Origin of the sequence: Shinella sp. BE166 (assembly GCF_051201095.1) — a bacterium.
Classification (GTDB): domain Bacteria; phylum Pseudomonadota; class Alphaproteobacteria; order Rhizobiales; family Rhizobiaceae; genus Shinella; species Shinella lacus.
In genome coordinates this window covers 77,295-101,137 of record NZ_JBPEHL010000020.1, presented here as the reverse complement: position 1 = coordinate 101,137, position 23,843 = coordinate 77,295, and the positions used below count along the sequence as shown (strand labels likewise).

General features: G+C 62.0%; 19 protein-coding genes. 9 read left to right on the top strand and 10 right to left on the bottom strand.

Features of this window, described 5'->3' with window-relative positions; translation table 11 throughout:
- On the top strand, positions 1–342 hold a 342-nt coding region (locus J2Y63_RS30950), incomplete at its 5' end, for a hypothetical protein (RefSeq protein ID WP_435269160.1).
- A 98-nt stretch (positions 343–440) separates the two neighbouring features.
- Here J2Y63_RS30950 and J2Y63_RS30945 read toward each other — a convergent pair.
- The 3 genes from J2Y63_RS30945 to J2Y63_RS30935 all read right to left on the bottom strand — a co-directional run bounded on the left by J2Y63_RS30945 (position 441) and on the right by J2Y63_RS30935 (position 4,294).
- The gene (locus J2Y63_RS30945) at positions 441–1,031 is read right to left on the bottom strand and encodes an SOS response-associated peptidase family protein (RefSeq protein ID WP_435269159.1); all 591 of its coding nucleotides are present in this window, start codon (positions 1,029–1,031) and stop codon (positions 441–443) included.
- A gap of 103 nt (positions 1,032–1,134) precedes the next feature.
- Entirely contained in the window at positions 1,135–2,223 is a 1,089-nt protein-coding gene (gene dinB / locus J2Y63_RS30940; RefSeq protein WP_435269163.1) for a DNA polymerase IV, read from the bottom strand.
- A 1-nt stretch (position 2,224) separates the two neighbouring features.
- Positions 2,225–4,294, bottom strand: coding sequence for an ATP-dependent helicase (locus J2Y63_RS30935; RefSeq protein WP_435269158.1), 2,070 nt, complete (start codon positions 4,292–4,294; stop codon positions 2,225–2,227).
- A 218-nt stretch (positions 4,295–4,512) separates the two neighbouring features.
- On the opposite strand from J2Y63_RS30935, the gene J2Y63_RS30930 reads away from it, so the two are divergent.
- From J2Y63_RS30930 to J2Y63_RS30920, 3 genes are read left to right on the top strand one after another with little or no spacing between them, the layout of a single operon-like run.
- Positions 4,513–5,271 carry an ImuA family protein gene (locus tag J2Y63_RS30930; protein WP_435269157.1) on the top strand — a complete coding sequence of 253 codons (759 nt, stop codon included), beginning with the start codon at positions 4,513–4,515 and terminating at the stop codon, positions 5,269–5,271.
- A complete protein-coding gene (locus J2Y63_RS30925) occupies positions 5,189–6,703 on the top strand; it encodes a Y-family DNA polymerase (RefSeq protein ID WP_435269156.1) in 1,515 nt (504 codons plus the stop codon). The genes J2Y63_RS30930 and J2Y63_RS30925 overlap by 83 nt, the downstream gene beginning before the upstream one ends.
- Entirely contained in the window at positions 6,700–9,960 is a 3,261-nt protein-coding gene (locus J2Y63_RS30920; RefSeq protein WP_435269155.1) for an error-prone DNA polymerase, read from the top strand. Before J2Y63_RS30925 ends, J2Y63_RS30920 begins: the two co-directional genes overlap by 4 nt.
- 69 nt (positions 9,961–10,029) lie before the next feature.
- Here the strand turns inward: J2Y63_RS30920 and J2Y63_RS30915 are convergent, their stop codons facing one another.
- The 7 genes from J2Y63_RS30915 to proV form a co-directional block, all read right to left on the bottom strand.
- On the bottom strand, positions 10,030–10,827 hold the full coding sequence (locus J2Y63_RS30915; RefSeq protein ID WP_435269154.1) for a hypothetical protein: 798 nt from the start codon (positions 10,825–10,827) through the stop codon (positions 10,030–10,032).
- 314 nt (positions 10,828–11,141) lie between these two features.
- The gene (locus tag J2Y63_RS30910; protein ID WP_435269153.1) at positions 11,142–11,756 is read right to left on the bottom strand and encodes a hypothetical protein; all 615 of its coding nucleotides are present in this window, start codon (positions 11,754–11,756) and stop codon (positions 11,142–11,144) included.
- A gap of 280 nt (positions 11,757–12,036) precedes the next feature.
- Positions 12,037–13,404: a chloride channel protein gene (locus J2Y63_RS30905; protein ID WP_435269152.1), complete on the bottom strand. Its 1,368-nt coding sequence runs from the start codon at positions 13,402–13,404 to the stop codon at positions 12,037–12,039.
- A 170-nt stretch (positions 13,405–13,574) separates the two neighbouring features.
- Positions 13,575–13,874, bottom strand: a complete 300-nt coding sequence (locus J2Y63_RS30900) for a helix-turn-helix domain-containing protein (RefSeq protein ID WP_435269151.1) — start codon at positions 13,872–13,874, stop codon at positions 13,575–13,577.
- Between the two features lie 59 nt (positions 13,875–13,933).
- A complete protein-coding gene (locus J2Y63_RS30895; protein ID WP_435269150.1) occupies positions 13,934–14,809 on the bottom strand; it encodes a glycine betaine ABC transporter substrate-binding protein in 876 nt (291 codons plus the stop codon).
- Positions 14,810–14,878: 69 nt separating this feature from the next.
- Positions 14,879–15,763 carry an ABC transporter permease gene (locus J2Y63_RS30890; protein WP_435269149.1) on the bottom strand — a complete coding sequence of 295 codons (885 nt, stop codon included), beginning with the start codon at positions 15,761–15,763 and terminating at the stop codon, positions 14,879–14,881.
- Positions 15,764–15,786: 23 nt separating this feature from the next.
- On the bottom strand, positions 15,787–17,019 hold the full coding sequence (gene proV, locus J2Y63_RS30885) for a glycine betaine/L-proline ABC transporter ATP-binding protein ProV (protein WP_435269148.1): 1,233 nt from the start codon (positions 17,017–17,019) through the stop codon (positions 15,787–15,789).
- A gap of 364 nt (positions 17,020–17,383) precedes the next feature.
- Between proV and J2Y63_RS30880 the strand changes: the two genes are divergently transcribed.
- The 5 genes from J2Y63_RS30880 to J2Y63_RS30860 all read left to right on the top strand — a co-directional run bounded on the left by J2Y63_RS30880 (position 17,384) and on the right by J2Y63_RS30860 (position 23,841).
- A complete protein-coding gene (locus tag J2Y63_RS30880) occupies positions 17,384–18,541 on the top strand; it encodes an osmoprotectant NAGGN system M42 family peptidase (RefSeq protein ID WP_435269147.1) in 1,158 nt (385 codons plus the stop codon).
- 135 nt (positions 18,542–18,676) lie between these two features.
- Positions 18,677–20,242 carry an ABC transporter substrate-binding protein gene (locus J2Y63_RS30875; protein ID WP_435269146.1) on the top strand — a complete coding sequence of 522 codons (1,566 nt, stop codon included), beginning with the start codon at positions 18,677–18,679 and terminating at the stop codon, positions 20,240–20,242.
- A 64-nt stretch (positions 20,243–20,306) separates the two neighbouring features.
- Positions 20,307–21,254: an ABC transporter permease gene (locus J2Y63_RS30870; RefSeq protein WP_435269145.1), complete on the top strand. Its 948-nt coding sequence runs from the start codon at positions 20,307–20,309 to the stop codon at positions 21,252–21,254.
- Positions 21,251–23,047 (top strand): dipeptide/oligopeptide/nickel ABC transporter permease/ATP-binding protein, encoded by a 1,797-nt coding sequence (locus J2Y63_RS30865; protein ID WP_435269144.1) that lies wholly within the window; start codon positions 21,251–21,253, stop codon positions 23,045–23,047. Before J2Y63_RS30870 ends, J2Y63_RS30865 begins: the two co-directional genes overlap by 4 nt.
- Positions 23,044–23,841, top strand: a complete 798-nt coding sequence (locus J2Y63_RS30860) for an ATP-binding cassette domain-containing protein (RefSeq protein ID WP_435269143.1) — start codon at positions 23,044–23,046, stop codon at positions 23,839–23,841. The genes J2Y63_RS30865 and J2Y63_RS30860 overlap by 4 nt, the downstream gene beginning before the upstream one ends.
- Positions 23,842–23,843 lie beyond the last annotated feature (2 nt).

The window sequence follows — 23,843 nt, the reverse complement described above, 5'->3', positions numbered from 1 at the left end:
ACGCTTAAAATCTTCGCTGAAATTCGATTTGCTCATGATGCTCTTCCTGCCTCAAAATTAGGAAAGAAGGCGTCTACAAATCTAGGGGCTATTCACACAGCTTTTGAGCCTGAAGAATTAAGCGGCCTCAAAGCGCTCTTCGATGAGATCACTTCACAACCGTGGTTTGACCTGTCCGACGAAGCGAAGCACGCTTTTGCCAGGTATATCATCGAGACGTTTCCGGCGGGTGGCTTTAATGCAAAGACGCATCGGTCTGTGGTCGAGGCATCTGCGAGGATGTTTTACAGTCGAGATACAGCCGCCCAACCCCAAAACGGGGTTGTTTTCAATAGCAAATGATAATGAAGTGCCGTGGCGCAATGCAATTCCGCAGCGCTCCGTAGCGTAGCAGAAATTCTTGAGCGCGCTCGCTTGGCTATGCGGGAGCGAAAATCGCATCAAGCGACGTGCTCTACCGACAAAGATCCGCTCGGAAGTGGCCTGATCAACTCCTTGGCGGATACCGAGGGATCCAGCCAGTCTGCCCATGTCTCCAGTTCCAAGATGACGATCTGCCGGTCATGGTAGGGCGCAATGTCCGGGCCGGGCTCTATGGTGAGCATGGTGAAGGCATCGCCGACATCATCGGTCTCTCGCCAAATGCCGGCGATCGCGAAGATCGGTTCGCCGATCTTGCGAAATAGCCACTTGTCCTTGCGTTTCTTTTTCGGGTCCACCGGCGCAGTGAACTCGTAGAAACCATCAGCGACGATGAGGCACCGGTTTGGGCCGAACTCTCGTCCTTCTGCTCGGAAATTGTAGACCGGCTTCTTCGTCGGGCTCGGCCAGCTCCACCGGCGTTGGACAAGCTCGCCTACCGCGCGCTCACCCTCCACGGTCCGGATGATCGGCGCCGTGTCGGTGATCTTGATGTCCTCGCGCGCTTCGACATTGGGTCGGCCTTCGGGAAACCGGATTTTGATTTTCAGATTTTCGAACTCCTCAATGACCGATGCGAGTTCGACCATCAGGCGATAATCATTGCACATGGCTCCTCCGATTGGCTGGCGGTTCTACACTGTCGTCGCACGAGGCAATGGCTATATAAGGCAGCGGGAGTGGATTTCGACGTTACCCTCAATCCGAGCGTGCCTAGATTTGCAGTTCGAGTTGGTTTGCCTCGCTCACCTCGTCATCGATAAAGGACGAGACCGTGATGCCGAGGAGACGAACACCTTTCGCAGTCGGAAATAGGGGCTCGAGAAGTGATTGGCTCACGCCCTCCAGGTCATCTGCCGTGCCGATCGGATTGGTCATAGTTCGGCTGCGGGTGATGATCTGGAAGTCGGTGTATTTGACTTTTAGCGTGACCGTCCGGCCATTGAGGCCCTTGCTCTCGCAGTGACGCCAGACCTTCGCAGCGATCGGTGTTATCTCGGCGCGGGCGGCCTCCAGATCGAACAGGTCGACCACGAACGTGTCCTCGGCGCCGACGGACTTGCGCGGACGATCCGGTTGGACGGCCCGGTGATCGATGCCGCGGGCGATGCTGTAATACCAGCCGCCAGACTTCCCGAAATGCTCCTGCAGGAAGGGGAGCGATTTCGCCTTGAGGTCAGCCCCGGTCATAATGCCAAGCCGCTCCATTTTCGCGGCGGTCGCCGGTCCAACGCCGTGGAACTTCTTCACCGCGAGCGCCTCAACGAAGGCCGGTCCATTCTTCGGCGTGATCACCGCCTGGCCGTTGGGCTTGTTGAGGTCCGACGCCATTTTGGCCAGGAACTTGCAATAGGAGATGCCGGCGGAGGCGTTGAGGCCGGTGACCTCCTTGATGCGCGCCCGGATCATGGTGGCGATCTCGGTTGCGACGGGTATCTCCAGCTTGTTGTCCGTGACATCGAGATAGGCTTCGTCAAGTGACAGCGGCTCGATCAGGTCAGTGTGTTCCGCGAAAATCTCCCTGATCTGGCTGGAAACAGCACGGTAGACGTCAAAGCGAGGAGGCACGAAGATCAAGTCCGGGCAGCGCCGTTTCGCCGTCACCGAGGGTAGCGCCGAGCGAACGCCAAAGGCGCGGGCTTCATAGCTCGCCGCGGCAACAACGCCGCGCGCGGTCGACCCGCCGACGGCTACGGGTCTGCCGCGAAGCTCCGGATTGTCGCGCTGTTCGACAGACGCATAGAAGGCATCCATGTCGATATGGATGATCTTTCTGACTATCGTCTCGAGCTCATCACTCATGTCACTTCCACATGGACCGCATGCGGGCACCCACGTCGATCCTGATCTGACGGGCGCTGCGCTCGCTGGCTGCGGCGGAGACCTTCGGCCAACTCGTCACCTCAAAATATTGCAGCAGGGTCACCGGAATGAACCGGGTCCGCGAAGCATAGACATGGCGGTCACCCTGAGCGTTCTGACCATGGGTGAAGAACCGTTGAGGCGTGACGAGCGAAAGATTGTCGCGCGCTCGCGTCATGCCGACATAGAGCAGGCGTCGCTCCTCCTCCATCTCCGCGGTCGTGCCCACGCCGAGGTCGGAGGGAATGCAGCCGTCGACGACATTGAGCATGAAAACGGCCCGCCATTCCTGACCCTTGGCCGAATGGATCGTCGAGAGGATCAGATAGTCCTCGTCGAGAAGCGGAACGCCTGCCTGGTCGCTGGTTGCGCTCGGGGGGTCGAGCGTCAGCTCCGTCAGGAACCGTTCCCTGCTTGGATAGCCTCCGGCGATCTGCTCGAGTTGCAGGAGATCGGCTTTGCGGGTGTCAGCATCTTCATGGATACGATCAAGGTGAGGCTCGTACCACGACCGCGCCGTCGCAATCTCGCCCGGCCACCCGCCATCGGCCTTCCTCAGGCTGGAAAGCAGCGCAACGAGGGCGGGCCAGGCCTCGCCTGTCTTGGGCGGCGGCGGGATCTCGGCGAGCGATAGCAAGGGCTCAGGATCAGGGCTGATCGTGTCGAGGATTTTCGCTGCCGTCTGCGAGCCGACCCCCGGCAATAGCTTAAGAAGGCGGAAACCCGTTACCCGATCGCGGGGGTTCTGGGCAAAACGCAGGATAGCAAGCAGGTCTTTGACATGCGCGCTGTCTAGGAATTTGAGCCCTCCGAATTTCACAAAGGGGATGTTGCGCCTTGTCAACTCAACCTCAAGGGTGCTGCTGTGATCAGAAGCGCGGAACAGGACGGCCTGTTCCTTCAGCGTCATGCCGTCCTCGCGGTTCGCCAGCACCTGCTCGACGATGTAGTTCGCCTGGTCCGTCTCGTCCTTCACGGTCACGAGCATGGGCCGTTGTTCAGATTCTCGGTCCGTCCAGAGGTTCTTCGTGAAGCGCTCGCGAGCAAGGTCGATGACGCCGTTGGCGGCAGCCAGGATCGGCTGCGTCGAGCGATAGTTGCGATCGAGCGTGATGATGTCGGCCGGCTTTGGCGAGAACTGGTTCGGAAAGTCGAGGATGTTGCGCACGGTCGCGGCGCGGAAGGAATAGATCGACTGGGCATCATCCCCGACCACGGTTAGACCACGCCCGCCGGGCTTCAGCCCCAAAAGGATGGAGGCTTGCAGCCGGTTGGTGTCCTGATATTCGTCGACGAGGACGTGGTCAAAGCGGTTGCCGATATCGTCGGCTAGGTCCGGGTCGGACATGACCTGCGCCCAATAGAGCAGCAGGTCATCGTAATCGAGCACGTTCTGCGCTTGCTTGGCCTCGACATAGGCGGCGAAGAGCTGTTTCAACTGCTCCTCCCAGCCGAGCACGTAGGTGTAGGATGCCTTCAGAACCTCGTTGATCGAACTCTCGGAGTTGACGACGCGCGAGTAGATCGCAAGGCACGTCCCCTTGGTCGGAAACCGGCTTTCCGTCTTCGAGAAACCAAGCTCATGGCGAACGAGGTTCATCAGGTCGGCGCTGTCCTCGCGATCATGGATCGTGAAATCGACGTTGAGGCCGATCTGTTCGGAATACATGCGCAGTAGCCGCGCGCCGATGCCATGGAAGGTGCCGGCCCAGGCCATGGCGTCCGTCATGACCGCAGCGTTATCTACGAACACCTGCCGGCAGATGCGCTGGACGCGGCGCCCCATCTCGGAAGCGGCCCGGCGCGAGAAGGTCATCAGCAGGATGCGGCGTGGATCGGCACCATTGACGATGAGATGGCCCACGCGATGGGCAAGGGTATTCGTCTTGCCCGAGCCCGCACCTGCGATGATGAGCAGCGGGCCGCCGATCGCGCCGTCCGGCTGGCCAACGCCATGCTCGACGGCCTCGCGCTGCCGGTCGTTCAGTTTTTCGAGATAGGCTGCCGTCATCTGCCCCAAATTTTCCTAAGAAAAAATTCCTGTCCCGTTCCATTTCCCCATCCCTTTGATCAGCCTTGTGGAATCCACAAAATCGACTTGTCAAAGGCAGCCTTCATGGCCGACAGCGCCGTTTCGAGTGGATTGACTCGCAACGGCATTAGGAACAAAAAAGGAACATATCAGCTTAAATAACGGCTGGAAACCCCTGAAGGAGCGTCAATTCCGTCGTGTCGAACCGTTCCCTCAATCCTGTGCTTGCCGAGCTTCGACAGCGCATCGGCCAGCTCGAAGGCGGGCAGGCGCGTGCACGATCCGTCCTGCCATTCGCTGTTCCAGAGATGGACCAGGCGCTTCCGGGTGGAGGGCTGGCCTTTGGGGCGTTGCATGAGATTGCCGGGGGCGGGGGAGGCACGGTCGATGGCGCTGCGGCCGCGCTCTTCGTGGCCGGGATTGCTGCGCGAACCAAGGGCAGGGTGCTGTGGTGCATGACGCGCCGCGACCTGTTTTTTCCCGCGGTCTCGCAAGCTGGGCTGCATCCGGATCGTGTGGTGTTCTGCGAGAGCGATCGGGATGAAGGCGTCCTGTCGGCGGTCGAGGAGGGGCTGTCCTTTGGCGGTTTATCGGCTGTGGTCGCCGAACTGGTCCGCCTGCCGATGAATGCCTCGCGGCGGCTGCAACTGGCGGCAGAGAAGAGCGGATGCATGGGCATCGTGCTGAGACGATGGCGAAGGCAGAACGAGGCCTCGGACTATGGGCAGCCGACGGCGTCGACGACGCGGTGGCGCATCAGCACCCTGCCGTCTGAAAGATTGCCAGCAGCGGGTGTTGGGAGGTCCCGGTGGCTGGCGGAATTGATGCGTGTAAAGGCGGGTGAGTGCGCCGAGTTTGAAATTGGAGCTCCCGATGCCAAGGGTCGTATCTGTCTACTTCCCACTTCTGCCGATCGATCGGATCAGACGGCACGCTTCGGAGCCCTTGCCGGCTGACAAGCCGCTCGTCGTGATAGCGCGTAGCGGCTCAAAGCGCTGGATATCCGCCGCAGATCCGATCGCTCTCAAACTGGGTTTGCGGGTAGGGATGCCCGCCAGCAGGGCGCAGGCGATGGTCGCCGATCTCCTGATGGTCGACGCGGCCGCGGCCGAGGACGCAGCCGTGCTCGAAAAGCTGGCTCTATGGGCGCTCCGACAATACAGCCCCGTTGTCGCCGTCGATGGCAGTGATGGCCTGGTAATGGACACAGAAGGGGCCGACCATCTCCAGGGCGGTGAGGAGCTTCTCGTCTCCGGTCTCGTCAACAGGCTGCACGCCCATGGGTTGACGGCGCGGGCGGCCGTTGCCGAGACATGGGGTGCAGCGCACGCGCTCGCCCGGCTGCTGGCCGCGCAGACGACGGTTGTTCCGGTTGGTCACGTTATGAAGGCGGTGATCGATCTGCCGCTCGTGGCCTTGCGGCTATCATCGGAGATTATCCACGGATTGCGGGTCCTCGGGATCGACACGATCGGCAAGCTCTCCGCAATGCCGCGGGCGCCGCTGACGTTGCGGTTCGGGCCGGAACCTGCCCGTCGGCTTGACCAGCTGTTTGGCCGGGTCGCCGAGCCGATCGAACCGATCCGCATCCCGGAGCTTGTAGAGGCTTCGAAAAGTTTCGCCGAGCCTATCGGGGCGCCCGGCACCATCGCCAGATATGTCCGCCGGCTGGTCGGGCAGCTCTCAACACGGCTGGCGGAAAACGGCCTTGGCGCGCGACGCTGCGACCTCATCATCCATCGCGTGGACAACACCCGTCAATATCTTCGCGCCGGCCTGGCAAAGCCGGTCCGCGATCCAGCGCGTCTTTCGAAGCTGCTCTGCGACCGTATCCAAACCATCGAACCGGGCTTTGGTATCGAAAAGATGGTTCTGGTCGCTGTCTTTGCCGAGACACTTGAGGAGCGGCAGGTGGCTTCTTCCCTCATTGAAGAGGAGGTCGCCGACATCACGCCGCTCGTCGACATCCTCGGCAACCGCGGCCACCGGCTTTTCCGGGTTGCGCCCGTCGCTTCCGACGTGCCGGAGCGTTCTGTCAGGAAGATTTCCCCGACGGCACCTGCCACCGGGCAGACCTGGGCCAACAAGTGGCCGCGACCGCCGCGGTTGTTTGCAAACCCCGAACGCATCGAGGTCATCGCCCTTTTGCCGGACCAGCCGCCGGCGGTCTTCACCTGGCACGGCAAGCGTCGGAAGGTCGTGCGCGCCGACGGACCGGAGCGCATCTTCGGCGAATGGTGGCTTCGGCCGCGCGAGTTCCATGCCGTGCGCGACTACTTCGTCGTGGAGGACGAGCAGGGCGAGCGCTACTGGGTCTTTCGCGCCGGCGATGGCATTGACCCCGAAACCGGATCGCACTTCTGGTTCCTGCATGGGGTGTTCGGATGAGATATGCCGAGCTCCAGGTCACGAGTCATTTCTCGTTCCTGCGGGGTGCTTCCAGCGCGGATGAGCTGTTTGCAGCAGCTGCGGCCGTGGGCATCGACGCGCTCGGTATCGTCGATCGCAACAGCCTGGCCGGCATCGTGCGCGCCTGGGAGGCGGCCAAGGCGACCGGTGTGCGGCTTGTCGTCGGCTGTCGCCTGGATCTGACGGACGGTATGTCGATCCTCGTCTACCCCATGGACCGACCAGCCTATTCCCGCTTATGCCGGCTGCTGTCCTTCGGCAAGTCGCGTGGCGGGAAGGGCAATTGCCTGATCGATTTCGCCGATGTGTCGGAATATGCGGCCGGCATGATCGGCGTGCTCGTGCCCGACGAGGCCGATGACATCTGTGGCGTCCAGCTCCGAAAGATGGCCGAGCTGTTCGGTGATCGCGCCTATGTCAGCCTGTGCCTTCGGCGCCGGCCGAACGACGCGGTCCGGCTTCATGGCATTGCGGCCATGGCCAGGCGCTTCAGGGTCAGGACGGTCGTCACGAACGACGTGCTCTTCCACGAGCCCGGCCGCCGGCAGTTGCAGGATGTCGTGACCTGTATTCGCACCCGCACGACGATCGATGACGTGGGCTTCGAGCGCGAACGACACGCCGACCGCTATCTGAAGGCACCGGAGGAGATGCACCGGCTCTTTGCCAAACACCCGGAGGCGCTCGCCCGCACGCGCGAGATCGTCGATCGCTGCCACTTCGATCTCTCCGAGCTGCAATACCAATATCCGGAAGAGGCGATTGTCCCTGGTCTCGATCCGCAACAGTCGCTTGCGAAGTTCACATGGGAGGGAGCAGCCGACCGCTATCCCGAGGGTCTGCCGGACAAGGTGCGCAAGTCCGTTCTGCACGAGCTCGAATTGATCCGGACGATGAACTATGCGCCGTACTTTCTCACGGTCTATTCCATTGTCCGTTTCGCGCGATCGAAAGGCATCCTGTGCCAGGGCAGGGGGTCGGCGGCAAATTCTGCCGTCTGCTATTGTCTCGGGGTGACGTCGATCGATCCGGAGACCAACGACCTGCTGTTTGAGCGGTTCATCTCCCAGGAGCGCGACGAGCCACCGGATATCGACGTCGACTTCGAGCACGAGCGGCGTGAGGAGGTCATCCAGTGGATCTACGAGACCTACGGCCGGAGCAAGGCAGCCCTTTGCTCGACGGTCACCCGCTATCGCGCCAAGGGCGCTCTGCGTGACGTCGGCAAGGCGCTCGGCTTGCCTGAGGACATGATCGGGCAACTGTCGTCGGGTGTATGGGGCTGGTCGGAAGGGGTCTCCGAACGTCAGCTCAAGGAAAACAACCTCAACATTGCGGACTATCGCCTGAAGCTCACGCTCGAACTCGCCCAGCAGCTCATGGGTGCGCCGCGGCATCTCGGCCAGCACCCGGGCGGATTCGTGCTGACGCAGGATCGGCTTGATGATCTCGTGCCGATCGAGCCGGCTCGCATGGATGACCGCCAGGTCATCGAATGGGACAAGGACGACATAGAAGCGTTGAAGTTCATGAAGGTGGATGTGCTGGCGCTGGGCATGCTCACCTGCATGTCGAAGGCCTTTGCTCTGATGGCGGAGCATAAGGGCGACCCCCGGGATCTTGCGTCGATCCCCTCTGAAGATCCGCCGACCTACGCTATGATTCGGAAAGCCGACACGCTCGGCACCTTCCAGATCGAAAGCCGCGCGCAGATGTCCATGCTGCCGCGACTGAAACCGCGCACCTTCTATGATCTCGTCATTCAGGTGGCCATTGTCCGCCCCGGACCGATCCAGGGCGACATGGTCCACCCCTACCTTCGCCGGCGTGAGGGCAAGGAAAAGGTCGACTATCCGACGCCGGAGCTGGAGGCGGTTCTGTCGAAGACACTCGGTGTGCCGCTGTTCCAGGAAAGTGCGATGAAGGTGGCCATGGTCTGCGCGGGCTTCACGGGTGGTGAGGCGGACCAGCTTCGCAAATCCATGGCAACGTTCAAGTTCACCGGCGGTGTGTCGAAGTTCAAGGAGAAGCTGGTCACCGGCATGGTCAAGAACGGCTACAGCGCGGAGTTTGCCGAGCGCACGTTCAGCCAGCTTGAAGGCTTTGGGTCCTACGGATTTCCCGAGAGCCATGCCGCAAGCTTCGCGCTGATCGCCTATGCTTCCAGCTGGGTAAAGCGCCACCACCCCGACGCCTTCTGCGCCGCGCTCCTGAACTCTCAGCCGATGGGGTTTTATGCGCCAGCGCAAATCGTGGCCGATGCCAAGGTGCATGAGGTGGAGGTGCGGCCGGTCTGCATCAACGCTTCCCGCTGGGACTGCACCTTGGAAGAGGTGGATGGCCGTCGATACCACGCGGTCCGCCTCGGCATGCGCATGGTGAAAGGCCTCTCCACGGCAGATGCGGCAAGGATTGTTGCCGCGCGCGCGGATGATCCGTTCTCGTCGGTCGATGACGTCTGGCGGCGCTCAGGGGTGCCGACGGCTTCTCTCGTCAAACTGGCGGAAGCCGACGCTTTCCTGCCCTCTCTCAACCTCCAGCGCCGCGATGCGCTCTGGGCGATCAAGGCGCTACGCGACGAACCCCTGGAGCTTTGGGTGGCGGCTGCCGAGCGGGAGGCAAAGCAAGTCGCCGAAATCGATGAGCCCGACGTCAGCCTGGCCCCGATGAGGGCGGGACATGAGGTTGTCGAAGATTATTCCCATGTCGGCCTCACGCTGCGGCAACACCCCATCTCGTTCCTTCGGGAGGATTTGCGCCGCAAACGCATGGCGACCTGTGCCGAGGCTATGGCCGAAAGGGATGGCCGTTGGCTGATGACAGGCGGCCTCGTTCTCGTACGCCAGCGTCCGGGGTCGGCGAAGGGTGTGATGTTCATGACGCTGGAGGACGAGACGGGAATCGTGAACGCCGTGGTCTGGCCGACGGTGTTCGAACGGCAACGCCGGCTTGTGCTGTCAGCCTCCATGCTGGCGATCAACGGCAAGATCCAGCGGGAAGGCGATGTGGTCCACCTCGTAGCACAACGGCTGTTCGATCTCTCCGACGATCTCGGCAGGCTTGGCGAGCGGGATGAGCAGTTTCCGTTACCACATGGGCGTGGCGATGAGTTTGCTCACGGAGGCGGTGCGCCGGATTCGCGCGATAGGCCAAAAGCGGCAGCACCGGCCAGAGACATATTTATTCCGGATTTGCTAATCGATCGGCTTAAGGTGAAGAGCCGGAATTTTCATTGAGCTCCGTCGTGATGACAACGTTATTTTGCGACTAAGAAGCCTTCCAAACGCGGGCGCGACCATTGCCTTTCAACGGCTCCTGCTCAAGGCTTCTCTCAGTTGGACGCCATAGGTCCGTTCAATACGAGCAAAGCCGGACACATCCTTGTCCGCACCTTCTTCAAGGGTGTAGGCCTGAAACTCATTCATCAGAAGTGTTTCGCCTTCCGGGCCATCGAAATTGTAGGTGTCGGCCAAAAAGACGCGTATCTTATCGCGATCGTCAGGGATGACATTTTCGTTCCAGAACTTTGTCACAACGCTTCTATAAGCCGGGCTTAGGTAATAGCGCGCATGAAGTATCTCGTGCGTCACATTGCTCATGAAGCCTTCACCCCGCGCCTCTACTGCAAGGATCGCGAAATCCGTGACCTGGCGTTCGTGCAGTGGTTTTATAACCTTCTCGAACAACTCCTTTTCGAGAGGGGAGACGCAAAGCTCCGGGTCTCCTGCACACTTTTCAGCACTCTTGGCGTAGAATGCGTTGATAAACTCCGCAACGGTGTCATGCCCGACATAGTGAGCTTGGTCCGATTCCGTGAACCTCGCATTTTTCGCGGATATGAGCTGGCCGCGGGGAGACGCTTCCTTAAAGAAAGACGCCCGTGCCATCAGTCGCGTCAGCAATTCGCTGGTCTGCGTGAGGCAGAGAAAGGCGTTGGCAATATCTGCAAGCTCCCGGCACTCGACATCACCCGACGATGCATCGCTCCAGGATTTGATTTCAGCCGTCTCGATAGGCTCAAGGATCGAAATTTGAGATTCCAGACCGGCTAAAGACGGTGTAGCGCTCATCGACACCAAGAGTGCCAGCAAGATTGATTTCATGACTGCGTCCCGCTCATTATGGTCGTCCGCGCACTGGCACGGATATTCGATTACGAGCTGCGTCCAAAGGCAAGGGACAAGACAGTGCGCATTGTGCTGGAGTTCGGCGAAGCACGAAGTACGGCGTCGTTCCATAAGTCAACGTTGTGCCACGACGCGGTTCTTTTTCAGATGCTTGAGCTATCTGCTCAACGGTCACGGATCGATCCTTTAAAGACCTAACTATCATACCGTTGCGGGCCGGGCCAAGAGGGCGAGAGCTCTCGGGCTCTTGCTTTGCATGGCGCCCGTGCGCGCTTTTAATCACCGGTCGTTCAACGAAGCAATCCGTCCGCGTCGAAATCCTCCCAACCCGGGAGGCCCGATGCGGGATCGCCTGTGCCATTGTCCGCCTTTTTCGACCGCTTGCTTTTCTTCGACGGCCGCGCCAGATAGGTGGCATTCCTCTTCTCCGCCCTCGCTTCGGCATCTTCCACCCGCCACTCATCGACAGCGCCACGATTGAGGAGCTCGTCCACCACTGACGGTTCGAAAACATGGAAGGTGATCTGGCGGGCCCGCCCGGCCAGCCTGACTGTCCTCGTCCCTGCGCTAGGTAGGCGCCCGTCCGCAAGCCAGCGATGCCGCTCGCTGGTCTTCATGCCGAGAATGTCTTGAATTTCGCGCGGGATGACAGGTAGGAATGGCGCATCATCCAGCGTTTGCGTGACCACAGACACCGCGGCGTTAAAAGCGGATCTTTCATCGGTCGGCATCGCGAGAACAAGATCCACTCCTTCGAGCGAGATCGCTTTCTTCGAGATAGCGGGCAGACGCGCTTGTACCTCCTGCAGGATACCCTTTGCGCGAACGGATGACCCCATCGTGGCATCGGGCGTTAGGGTCCACCTTCTCATCAACTCGACGTCGTTCTTTTCAGATTTTGGCATGTCGCCTAGATGGTGCGCCCGACATTAATGGTCAATGCACTGCCGAGCGGCCGCCGGTCGATCGTTTTCACATGTCACTGTGGAAATACCCGGCACAGGAGGGGCCATCTTCGAATTCGTATCGCTCATAACCGTTGCCGAGGCGACGCGTTTTATGCCGTTGATACGGATGGAGGGACTCGGTCCGGCGCTGTCGATCTTGGCCAACCCCAAACCGACATTGCGATCGATGAGTCGCCGTCGCGTGAATATGCCTATGTCGTCCTCAACGAAGTGGTTGCTATCGTTCGTGAGACGGCTCTGCCTCGCCGACGCTCTTACCAGATGCTCGCCGCGCCCGGATCGCCGCGGCGATGAAGACGCGGGAAAGTCCGTGATAGAGCGGCTCGCGCGAGAGGATGCGCGATGTGAGGTAGCCGATCATCGAGACGGCCATCAGCGGAATGGCGGCTTCGTGGTCGCCGGTCATTTCGAGGATGATGACGAAGGCGGTCATGGGGGCCTGGACGACGCCGGCGAAATATCCTGCCATGCCGAGAATTGCCGCGAGCGTGACACTGGTGCCGAGAAGCGAGCCGACGGTGCTGCCCAGTCCCGCGCCAACGGCCAGCGACGGTGCAAAGATGCCGCCGGGAATGCCTGAAAGCATGGAGAGAAAACCGGCGGCGAATTTTTCCAGGAAGAAGAGCAGCGGAAGAGCCTCGCCTTGTACGGCGCCTCGTGCCTGTTCGTAGCCGGTTCCGAAGGTCTTGCCGCCGGAGACGACGCCGATGGTGGCGACAGCGATCCCGCAAAACACGGCAAGCATCACCATGCGTTTCAGCGGCGCCGGCTGCGCCCACCGGCGGATGCGCTGACCGAAATGCAGTGCCATGCCGCTGAAGGCCGCGCCCAACGCCCCGCCGCCAACACCGCAAATGAGCACGAGGCTCCAGTCCTGCAGCGTGCCCGGGGCCGCGGAAGCGGACCCGAAATAGTGATAGCTGCCGGAAAGCCCGAGCGCGGCGAGGCCGGACAGGATGACCGCGACGAGAACGAGGCCGTTCGCGCGCGCCTCGTAGGTGCGGCTCATTTCCTCGATGGCAAAGACGATGCCGGCAAGCGGCGTATTGAAGGCAGCGGCGATGCCGGCGGCCGAGCCCGCAAGGATCAAACCTCTCGCCTGCGCCATGCCGCCGAAGCGGGCGACGGCCAGCATGATCGAAGCCCCCACCTGCACGGTCGGCCCCTCGCGGCCGATGGAGGCGCCGGAAAAGAGGCCGAGCACGGTCAGGAGAATCTTGCCGAAGGCGATGCGCAATGACAGCAGTTTTCCGCGATCCTCGTCATCCTTCAGGTGTCGGGCGGCGATTGCCTGCGGTATGCCGCTGCCCTGCGCGTTGGGGAAGAAGCGCATCGACAGATAGGCCGACAGCGCGAAGGCGAGTGGCGTCAGCAGCATCGGCAGCGGGAACGTCCAGTAGCCCGCCGTCGTGAGGCGCGTGAAAGCGTGCTGGGCGAAGTCGGCGAGTTTCGCAAAGCCGACACTGATCACGCCGGTCGCCAAGGCCCCGCACCAGAAGACGAGGCGCGGGCGCCAAAGGGAGAGAGAGCCCCGGAAAACCCGGGAACGCCGGAGCAGCTTCGATTTGCGGTAGAGGTCGGCCATCGTGTGGTTTTCAGCTTTTGTCTGTATCCGGCGGCTGTTCGGCGCATGGAATGTCAGATGGGCATGCCGTCTTTTTTGCACGAGTTTCGCCGCTTTGACATCACTTACTTCGAGCGGCGGGCTCTTTCGATTGCCCGGCGCGCCTGGGTGGCTTCGTCGAATGCAGGGTCTTACTTCGCTTCCAGCGGGCCTTTGCCCTGGCCGTCGATAAGCCAGGCGATGCTGATCTGGAGGATGCGCGCAAGCATGTCGAGACGGTTGGCGCGAGGTTCGGAGCGGTCGTTTTCCCAATTGGTCCACGTTTCGGTCGTCACGCCGACCACGCTGGAAATCTGCTCGACCGTCATGCCCATCGCGTCGCGTGCCAGCGAAATTCGGCCGCCGATCGTGTCGTCTCTAAGCCCGGCGGGCGCGGCGGGCATCAGGGTGTCTTCAGGATAGTCATGCATGGAAAGGTCCTTCCTGTTCATGATGAGTGCTCTGAGGGGCTGGCGCCCCACGGAGCTGGATTGGGTATCAAACGCTGGTGTCAGCCTTCTTCCTTGCCGAGCCATGCCTTGACCTGGTCGGGATGGTCCGTGATGTATTTCTCGACGGCCTTTTCGTAGGAGGTCTCCTGGGCGTCGAACATTGCGGCCTCGAGATCGCCGATCGGCAGCTTCATGCGTGACAGGAAGCCGGCCACCTCCGGATTGTCTTCCTCGAAATCCTTGCGGGCGAGCACATCGACATGTTCGGCGTCGCCAAGCGCGCCCTTGGGGTCGGCGATGTAGCGCAGCTCGTATTTGCCGAACATCCAATGGGGGCTCCAGGAGGTTGCGACGAACCATTCTTCCTTGCGGATCGCCCGATCAACCGTCGTCAGCATACCGGCCTCGCTGGAAATCTGCAGCTTGTAGCCGTCAAGGCCGTAGTCCGTGACGGCCTTTTCCGACAGGCGCGTCAGGCCGGCCCCGGGATCGATGCCCTCGACGCGTCCCTTGAGCTTGGCCTTCACATCATCTTTCTTGAGGTCCTCGATCGAGGCGATCGCATCCTCTGGCACGTATTTGGGCACCACCCAGCCGAGCTTCGCGCCGTCATAGACGGTGCCGAGCGTCGTCACCTTGTCCTTCACCTTGGCGAAGTAGTCGGCGTGCGTGGCGGGCAGCCAGGCCATCATCATGGCATCGAGGTCGCCGCGGCTCACGCCCTGGTAGAGAGGGGCCACGTCGGTCTGCACCAGCTCGACCTCCTGGCCGAGTTCGTCCTTGATGAGCTTTGCGGCAAGCTTGGTCACGAATTCGGCATCGGACCAGGCGGCCCAGCCGATCTTCACCGGCGCCTTTTCTTCGGCGAAAGCCGTGCCGAAAGCAGCGGTGGCAAGGCTTGCGGTGAGGCTCATGGCAACGAGTGTCTTGAACATGTTTGCTCCTTTGAAGGTTCGCATTCGGCGGCGCGGGCGCCGCCATTTTTCAGCGCGAGCCGGACGTTCTCAGGCCGTGGCCGGGGAGTTCGCCTGCGGTTGCGCTGTCCGGCGGAAGAGGGTGCGCCAGATGCCGGCGCGCTCCTTTCCGAGGCTCTGCGTGATCCGGTCGAGGATCACGGCAAGGATGACGACGGCGATGCCGCCTTCGAAGCCGGTGCCGACATCGAGGCGCTGGATGCCGGTGAGTACCGTGTTTCCGATGCCGCCGGCGCCGATCATCGAGGCGATGACCACCATGGACAGCGACAGCATGATCGTCTGGTTGATGCCGGCCATGATCGATGGCATGGCGTTCGGCAGTTGCACCTTGAACAGAAGCTGCGAGGGGGTGCAGCCGAAGGCGTTGCCGGCTTCGACGAATTCCACATGCACCTGGCGGATGCCGAGATTGGTGAGGCGCACCACGGGCGGCATGGAGAAGATGACGGTCGCGATGGTTCCCGGCACGGCGCCGAGCCCGAAGAACATGGCCGCGGGGATCAGGTAGACGAAGGCCGGCATGGTCTGCATGAGGTCGAGCACCGGGCGTACGATTGCCGCGGCCCGGTTGCTGCGCGCCATGGCAATGCCGAGCGGGAGGCCGATCGCCATGGCGATCAGCGTCGAGGCGATCACCAGTGAAAGCGACTCCATCATCGCCTGCCACAGGCCCATATGGCCGACCAGCCAGAGCGAAAGGCCGGTGAACACGGCAAAGCCGAAACTGACGCGCCACAGCGACAGCAACACGAAGATTGCAAGGCCGACGGGTAGCGGCGTCGCGAGAAGCAGGTTCTGGATTCCGTCCGTCACGGTGCCGATCATCAGGGCAATGGTGTCCAGCAACGGGCTGAAATTGTCGAGGATGTAATTGACGACGCTGTCGACGCCGTCTCCGATATCGAAAGTCATGGAAAAATCTCCGGGCTGGCGGATCAGGCGGTGCGGTCGAGCGTTTCGAGAAGCACGGATTTGCTGATGGAGCCGAGATAGCGGTTGCTGTCGTCGACGACCGGGACCGGCCAGGCGCTGGAGGCGACCTTGCCCAGCACGTTGGACAGGCTTTCGGCGGCCGGGATCGGCTCGATGTCCGGCAAAAACGCCCGCTTGTACGGGTCGCTCGCGTCCTTGCCGGCGGTTTCGATCAGCGACGCGCGGCTGACCATGCCGTGGTAGGTCTTGTCGCGACCGAGGATGATCGCGACCTCCCGGTCGAAATGCTTCATGCGTTCGAGCGCGGCCGCAGCGGACACGCCCTGGCGCTCAATGATCGTCACCTGCGTCTTGCGCGCGACGTCACCGGCGCGGAAGACCTGCGAGACGTCGACATTGCGGAAGAAGGATCGAACATAGTCGTTTGCCGGCTTGAGCACGATCTCGTCGGGCGTGCCGACCTGAACGACTTCGCCGTTCTGCATGATGCAGATGCGGTCGCCGATGCGCATGGCCTCGTCCAGGTCGTGGCTGACAAAGATGATGGTGCGGCTGTGCTCGGCCTGGAGACGCACCAGCTCGTCCTGCATCTCCGTGCGGATGAGCGGGTCGAGCGCCGAAAAGGCCTCGTCCATCAACAATACCGCCGGCTCGGCGGCGAGCGCGCGGGCAAGGCCGACGCGCTGTTTCATGCCGCCGGAAAGCTGGTCGGTCCGGCTGTCGTTATGGCCTTCGAGGCCGACGGCCTTCAGGGCGGCGCGGGCGCGCTGCTTGCGCTCGGCCTCACTGACGCCGGCGACTTCCAGGCCGAAGGCGGCATTGTCGAGAACGGAGCGATTGGGCAGCAGCGCGAACGACTGGAAGACCATGCTGATCTGGTGGCGCCGGAGTGCGATCAGTTCGCTGCGTGAAATCCGAGTGACATCGCGCCCGTCGATCTCGATCGTTCCCGAGGTCGGCTCGATCAACCGGTTGATAAGGCGCAACATGGTTGATTTGCCGGACCCGGACAGGCCCATGATGACGAAGATTTCGCCGGCGCGGATATCGAAGCTGGCGTCGTTGACGCCGATCGTGCATCCGGTCGCGGCGTGGATTTCCTGCTTGGTCTTGCCCGCATTGAGAAGGTTGAGGGCCTGTTCCGGACGTACGCCAAAAACCTTGAAGACATTCCTGATGCTGATCTTGACCGGTCGTTCGTCGCCCGGAAGGTCGCGCTCAGTTGCAAAAGCCATATTGTGTCGGGCCCGGCTCCGGAAGCGAGGCACTCTCCTTTGTTTGATGTATGCTGGTTCGAGCGACCTATAAGCGAGATCTGTTACAAATCGATGTCGCAAATGAAACACTGTCGCAACAAGGACATTATTTGGCACATTGCTGCCGCAATGTCTACCGTAGTGGAAGAAATTTCTACCGAATGGTAAAAATTGCCACTCCGTTAAAACAATTTGGCGTTATGTGCGGCGAGCGTGCCGGGTGATTTTTCGTCCGGGAAGCCCGGCGTTTCCATGGGAGCAGATCGACCGCGGCTATGATGGGGGCGACGCTGCCCGGCGTCGTATTGTTGACGAAACCGGTGTTGGCTGCGACAACGCCCCCATGCAGACACCGATCAATATCGACCCGGATTATCTCAGGGCTCGGCTGGAAGCACTGCTCGCCATCCCGAGCCCCACCGGTTTTACCGACGAAGCCGTACGCCACACGGCGCGCGAATTGGAGCGCCTCGGGCTGGAGGTCAAGCTGACACGGCGCGGCGCAATCCGTGCGCGTCGTCCCGGCGCTGCGGAGCGGCCGGCCCGCGGCATCGTCTCGCATCTCGATACGCTGGGTGCGCAGGTGAAGGCGCTGAAAGACAACGGCCGGCTCGAACTCGTGTCGATCGGCCATTGGTCGGCGCGGTTTGCCGAAGGCGCGCGCGCCTCGATCTTTTCCAGCAAGGGGATCTATCGCGGCTCCATCCTGCCGCTGAAGGCGTCGGGCCACACCTTCAACGAAGAGGTCGACACGCAACCGTCGGGCTGGCGGCATATCGAGTTGCGTATCGACGCGCTTGCGCGTGACCGGAAGGACATCGTGCAGCTCGGCATCGACATCGGCGATATCGTCGCCATCGATCCGCAGCCGGAATTTCTCGAAAACGGTTTCATCGTTTCCCGCCATCTCGACGACAAGGCGGGGGTGGCGATCATGCTCGCAGCACTCGAGGCCATGCAGCGGGAGGCCATTGAAACGCCGGTCGATACCTATTGGCTTTTCACGATCGGCGAGGAGGTCGGCGTCGGTGCATCGGCGGCTCTGGTGCCGGATATCGCCTCGCTGGTCGCCATCGACAACGGCACGACCGCACCGGGCCAGAATTCCGACGAGTTCGGCGTGACGCTCGCCATGGCGGACCAGACCGGCCCGTTCGACTATCACCTGTCGAAAAAGCTCTATGAGCTGTGCGGCGAGCACGGCATCCGCGTCCAGAAGGACGTCTTTCGCTATTATCGCTCCGACGCCGCTTCCGCCGTGGAAGCCGGGCATGACGTGCGCACCGCGCTCCTGGCCTTCGGCGTCGATGCCTCGCACGGCTATGAGCGCATCCATCTCCATGCCCTGATGTCGGTTGCAAAGCTGGTGGTGCACTATGCTGCGAGCGAGGTGCAGATCGAGCGCGACGCCGAGGAAGTCTCGGGCCTGCGCGGCTTCACCCGCCAAAAAGTCGAGCGTGCCGAGCAGGATCTCAGTGCGGACGAGCCCGGCGGGTCCTGATCAGTTTTCCGCCGAGCGCGAGAGGCGCGTCAATCCACGGTTTTGGAATTTAATCATGATAAATTATTGCACGGAGTGTATTTGTAGTTATAAATAGCAGCTCACGAACGATGCCAAATCGAAAGGATCTTCCCCATGAAGAGGCTGTTTCGGAGCGCCCTTGCGGCTGCTGCCCTTGCCTGCGCCGCGCTTGCCACGGGGCCGGCCGCCGCACAGACACCACCCAATGTTTTGGTCGTGGGCCAGATCGCCGAGCCCCAGTCTCTCGATCCGCACACGGTTACCGCGACCAACGATTTCCGAATCCTCGTCAACATCTATGACGGCCTCGTGCGCTTCAAGGACGGCACGCTGGAGATCGAGCCGGCGCTTGCCGAAAGCTGGGACATTTCCGACGATGGCAAGACCTACACGTTCAAGCTTCGCCAGGGCGTGAAGTTCCATGACGGTTCGGATTTCAATGCGGAGGCGGTGAAGTTCAACTTCGACCGCATGCTGAAGAAAGACCATCCCTTCTACAACACCGGCCCATTCCCGCTGTCGTTCAACTTCGCTTCGGTCGAATCCGTCAACGTGATCGATCCGCAGACCGTCGAGTTCAAGCTGAGCGAGCCCTTCGCACCGTTCCTTTCCAATCTGGCCTATCCGACGGGTTTGATCGTCTCGCCTGCCGCGGTTGAGCAGCATGGCAAGGACTATGGTCGCAGCCCCTCGGGAACCGGGCCGTTCAAGTTCGTCGAGTGGCTGTCGAGCCAGCGCGTCGTCATCGACCGCAACCCAGATTACTGGGATGGTGCGGCGAGCCTCGAGGCCGTCGTGTTTCGGCCGATCACCGATGCCAATACGCGCGTCGCGGAGATGATGGCCGGTGGCATCGACGTCATGGTGGAGGTCCCGCCGGACAATCTCGCGACCTTCAAGCAGGACGCCAATTTCGCCGTTGCGGAACAGGCCGGCCCGCATGTCTGGTTCGGCATTCTCAACACCAAGACCGGTCCCTTCGCCGACAAGCGTGTGCGCCAGGCGGCCAATTATGCCGTGAACAAGGAAACGCTCGTCAACGATGTCCTGCAGGGCACCGCGACGGTCGCGGCCGGTCCGATTCCGCTGGCCTTCAACTGGGTGGAAAGTGCTGTCGAGCCTTATGCCTACGATCCCGAAAAGGCCAAGGCGCTGCTGGCCGAGGCGGGTGTCGAAAATCCGCAGCTTACCTTCTACGTCACCGAGGGCGGTTCCGGCATGCTCGATCCGATCACCATGGGCGCAGCGATCCAGGCGGACCTTCAGGCCGTCGGGTTCACGGTGAAGATCGAGACCTACGAGTGGAACACCTTCCTCGGCCGTGTCAATCCCGGTCTCGAGGGCAAGGCGGACATGGCCGAAATGGCATGGATGACCAACGATCCGGACACGGTGCCCTACCTGACGCTGCGCACGGACGCGATGCCGGACAAGGGCGGCTTCAACTCGGGCTATTACTCGAACCCGAAGGTGGACGAGCTTCTGCAAAAGGCACGCGTATCGACGGATCAGGCCGAGCGCGGCAAGCTCTACGGCGAGGTGCAGGCGATCGTGCATGACGATGCGCCCTGGCTCTTCGTTGCCAACTGGAAGCAGAATGCGGTCACCACGGCGGCCGTACAGGGCTTCAAGCTGCAACCCTCCTTCCTGCTCAATCTCCATGGTGTGACAAAGCAGTAGCCCTCGTCTGTAAAGCCACTGCCGGCAGAAATGCCGGCAGTGCCACGGATGTCCCGGAGGTCCCATGTCGGCCTATATCCTGAAACGGCTGATCGCCGTCGTGCCCGTGCTGTTCGGCCTTTCCATCATCGTCTTTCTGGTGATGGCGCTGATCCCGGGCGATACCGCCACGGCCATTCTTGGCGCCTATGCCACGCCGGAAAACGTCGAGCGCATCAACCGCGACCTCGGTCTCGACAAGCCGTTGGTGCAGCAATACCTGATCTGGATCGGCAACGTCCTTCATGGCGATTTCGGCCGGTCCTTCGCCCTCAACCGCCCCGTGCTCGACGAAGTGCTGGAGCGTTTTCAGGCAACGCTCGTGCTGGCCGGCGTGTCGCTCGTGCTGTGTTCCGTGATCGGCCTGCTCGCGGGCGTGGTTTCGGCGGTTCGGCAGTTCGGCTGGGTGGACCGGGCGATCACATTCTTCGTGCTCGCCGGCATCTCCATGCCGTCCTTCTGGCTCGGGCTCCTGCTTATCTATCTGTTCGCCGTGCACTGGCGCATTCTGCCGGCGTCCGGCATGTATGCGGTCTATGGCGGCGGGGATCTCAAGGACCTCCTGATCCACCTGATCCTGCCGGCAACCACGCTGGCGGTCGTTGCCGCCGGGGTTATCGCCCGGCTGACGCGCGGCGCGATGCTGGAGGTGCTGCGGCAGGACTATGTGCGCACGGCGCGTGCCAAGGGCCTGCCTGAACGGCGCGTGATCTACGGCCATGCCTTCCGCGCGGCGCTTGTCAGCATCATTCCCGTCATCGGCATCCAGGCCGGCTTCGTGCTGGGCGGTGCCGTCTATATCGAGACCGTGTTCCAGTGGCCGGGCATCGGCGCCATGCTGGTGAAGGCGATCTCGACCCGCGACATCCTTCTGGTGCAGGGTGGCGTCCTCGTGGTCGCAGCGAGTTACGTCCTGTTCAATCTCGTCGCCGACGTGTTTCAGTCCATGCTCGATCCGAGGATTCGCACATGAGCGCGCTTGCCGAAACGCCGGCGTCGAAAGCGCCCCGGCGGATCACCTCCTGGCACCTGCTGCTCAACAATCGTCTGGCGACGGCAGGGCTGGTGCTGCTCGGCCTGATCGCCCTCATGATCCTGCTGGTGCCGATCCTGCCGCTGCCCGATCCCGACGCGACGGCGCCGGCCGACCGGCTGAAACCCCTGCTGACGGCCGGCCACCTGCTCGGCACGGACCAGCTTGGCCGGGACATCCTGAGCCGCTTGCTCTGGGGTACGCGCATATCCATCGCGGTCGGTTTTGCCGCAACCCTGATAGCCGCCCTCATCGGTTCGGCAATCGGCATCGTGGCGGGCTATGCGGGCGGGCGCACCGACAATGCGATGATGCGCGGCATCGATATGCTCATGGCCTTTCCTTATATCCTGCTGGCGCTGGCGATCGTCGCGGCGCTTGGTCCGGGCCTGATGAACGCGCTCTACGCCATCGCCGTCGTCAACATCCCCTTCTTCGCCCGCAACGTGCGCGGGGTGACGCTCGGCTACGTACACCGCGAATTCGTCGATGCGGCGCGGCTCTCCGGCAAGGGCAACCTCTCGATCATCCTCACCGAGGTGCTGCCCAATGTCCTGCCGGTGATCATCATCACCATGTCGACGACGGCGGGCTGGATGATACTCGAGACGGCGGGCCTCAGCTTCCTCGGCCTCGGCGCGCAGCCGCCGCAGGCCGATCTCGGCTCCATGCTGGGCGAGGGGCGGGCACAGCTGCTCACTGCGCCGCATGTCTCCATCGTTCCGGGCGTGATGATCTTCTTCATCGTCATCAGCCTGAACGTTCTCGGCGACGGTGTCCGCGACGTGCTCGACCCGCGCCTACGCTCTGGTGCGCTTGCGCGGCCGGGGCCGGTGACTGAAGTCGCAAGCGGCCGCGCCATGCCGGCAAATGCCGTAGCGGATGCTGCTCTTTCGATTGCGGGTCTCGAAACCGGCTTCCGGCGCGGCGGCGGGGTCGTGCCGGCGGTGTGCGGTGTCTCGCTGCATGTGAAGCCGGGCGAATGCCTCGGCCTCATCGGCGAAAGCGGCTCGGGCAAGAGCGTCACGGCGCTGTCCGTCATGGGGCTGGTGGCGTCTCCGCCGGGGCTGATCTGCAACGGGGCGGTCTATCTCGGAAACGAGGACGTGCTGGCGATGCCCGAGACGCGCCTGATCGCCAGCCGTGGCAGCCGCGTTGCCTATGTCTTCCAGGACCCGCTGACGACGTTGCACCCGATGTATCCAGTCGGGCGGCAGGTGGAGGAGGCGATCGCCGCGCACCAGTCGATCGGTGCTGCGGCGTGCCGGGAAAGGGCAGTCGCCCTTCTGGACAAGGTTGGCATCCCGGAGGCGCGGGAGCGGGCAAAACACTATCCGCACCAGCTTTCGGGCGGCCAGCGCCAGCGTGTCGGCATTGCCATGGCGCTTGCCAACGACCCGGACGTGATCGTCGCAGACGAGCCGACGACGGCCCTCGATGTCACCGTGCAAGCCCGCATCCTCGAACTCCTGCGCGATTTGCAGCGCGAGCGTGGCATGGCCCTGCTGTTCATCACCCACGATTTCGGCGTCGTCTCGGAAATCTGCGACCGGGTGGCGGTGATGAAGGACGGCGAGATCGTCGAGACGGGTGAAACCCGCGCGGTGCTCGCCAATCCGCAGCATGCCTATACCAAGCGACTGATCGCCTGCGTGCCCGAACTCGGCACGGGGGAGCGTTTCCTGGAACGTGTCGCCGGGCTCTTCGCGGGCGGCAAGGAGCAGGCATCATGACCGTATCCGCCATTCAGATCCGCAACCTTTCCAAGACGTTCGGCGGCGGCAGGAGCCTGCTCGGCAAGGCGCGCCATGAGGTCAGGGCCGTGAAATCCGTCTCGCTCGATGTTGCGAGCGGCGAGACGCTTGCCGTCGTCGGCGAAAGCGGCTCCGGCAAGAGCACGCTCGCCCGAATGCTCGTCGGCCTTGAAGCGCCCACCGCCGGCAGCCTGATGATCGGCGGAAAGGATGCGGGTGCATTGCGGCGGGAGGGACCGCGCGCCTTCGGCAAGATGATTCAGTACGTCTTTCAGGATCCGGTCGCCTCGCTCAATCCGCGCAAGACGATCCGCGATATCCTCGACACGCCGCTCAAACTCCTGTGCGGCTACGAGGCGGCGAGGCGTACCGCGCGGATGAGGGAATTGCTCGACGCAGTGCAGATGCCGGAAGATACGCTCACCCGGTATCCACACGAGTTTTCCGGCGGTCAGGCGCAGCGCATCGCGATTGCCCGGGCACTGGCGGCCGAAGCGGAAATCATCGTACTCGACGAACCGGTGAGTGCACTCGACGTCTCCGTGCAGGCGCAAGTCCTGTTGCTGCTGCGCGACCTGAAGATGCGCTTCGGTCTATCCTATCTCTTCATCAGTCACGACCTCGCCGTCGTGGAGGCGATCTCCGATCGTGTCGCCGTCATGTATTTGGGCGAGGTGGTCGAGACGGCGCCCGCGGCGCGTCTCTTTGCCAATCCCGGGCACGCCTATACACAACGGCTTGTCGCGAGCGCGCCTCGCATCAGAAGAGAGTGACG

Bases quoted from the DNA above. Each gene is read 5' to 3' on its own strand.
- J2Y63_RS30865 (WP_435269144.1), top strand. From the start codon at position 21,251: ATGAGCGCGCTTGCCGAAACGCCGGCGTCGAAAGCGCCCCGGCGGATC.
- J2Y63_RS30910 (WP_435269153.1), bottom strand. From the start codon at position 11,756: ATGCCAAAATCTGAAAAGAACGACGTCGAGTTGATGAGAAGGTGGACC.
- J2Y63_RS30875 (WP_435269146.1), top strand. From the start codon at position 18,677: ATGAAGAGGCTGTTTCGGAGCGCCCTTGCGGCTGCTGCCCTTGCCTGC.
- J2Y63_RS30880 (WP_435269147.1), top strand. From the start codon at position 17,384: ATGCAGACACCGATCAATATCGACCCGGATTATCTCAGGGCTCGGCTG.
- J2Y63_RS30860 (WP_435269143.1), top strand. From the start codon at position 23,044: ATGACCGTATCCGCCATTCAGATCCGCAACCTTTCCAAGACGTTCGGC.
- J2Y63_RS30900 (WP_435269151.1), bottom strand. From the start codon at position 13,874: ATGAACAGGAAGGACCTTTCCATGCATGACTATCCTGAAGACACCCTG.
- J2Y63_RS30870 (WP_435269145.1), top strand. From the start codon at position 20,307: ATGTCGGCCTATATCCTGAAACGGCTGATCGCCGTCGTGCCCGTGCTG.
- J2Y63_RS30925 (WP_435269156.1), top strand. From the start codon at position 5,189: ATGCCAAGGGTCGTATCTGTCTACTTCCCACTTCTGCCGATCGATCGG.
- J2Y63_RS30905 (WP_435269152.1), bottom strand. From the start codon at position 13,404: ATGGCCGACCTCTACCGCAAATCGAAGCTGCTCCGGCGTTCCCGGGTT.
- J2Y63_RS30920 (WP_435269155.1), top strand. From the start codon at position 6,700: ATGAGATATGCCGAGCTCCAGGTCACGAGTCATTTCTCGTTCCTGCGG.
- dinB (WP_435269163.1), bottom strand. From the start codon at position 2,223: ATGAGTGATGAGCTCGAGACGATAGTCAGAAAGATCATCCATATCGAC.
- J2Y63_RS30945 (WP_435269159.1), bottom strand. From the start codon at position 1,031: ATGTGCAATGATTATCGCCTGATGGTCGAACTCGCATCGGTCATTGAG.
- J2Y63_RS30915 (WP_435269154.1), bottom strand. From the start codon at position 10,827: ATGAAATCAATCTTGCTGGCACTCTTGGTGTCGATGAGCGCTACACCG.
- J2Y63_RS30935 (WP_435269158.1), bottom strand. From the start codon at position 4,294: ATGACGGCAGCCTATCTCGAAAAACTGAACGACCGGCAGCGCGAGGCC.
- proV (WP_435269148.1), bottom strand. From the start codon at position 17,019: ATGGCTTTTGCAACTGAGCGCGACCTTCCGGGCGACGAACGACCGGTC.
- J2Y63_RS30890 (WP_435269149.1), bottom strand. From the start codon at position 15,763: ATGACTTTCGATATCGGAGACGGCGTCGACAGCGTCGTCAATTACATC.
- J2Y63_RS30895 (WP_435269150.1), bottom strand. From the start codon at position 14,809: ATGTTCAAGACACTCGTTGCCATGAGCCTCACCGCAAGCCTTGCCACC.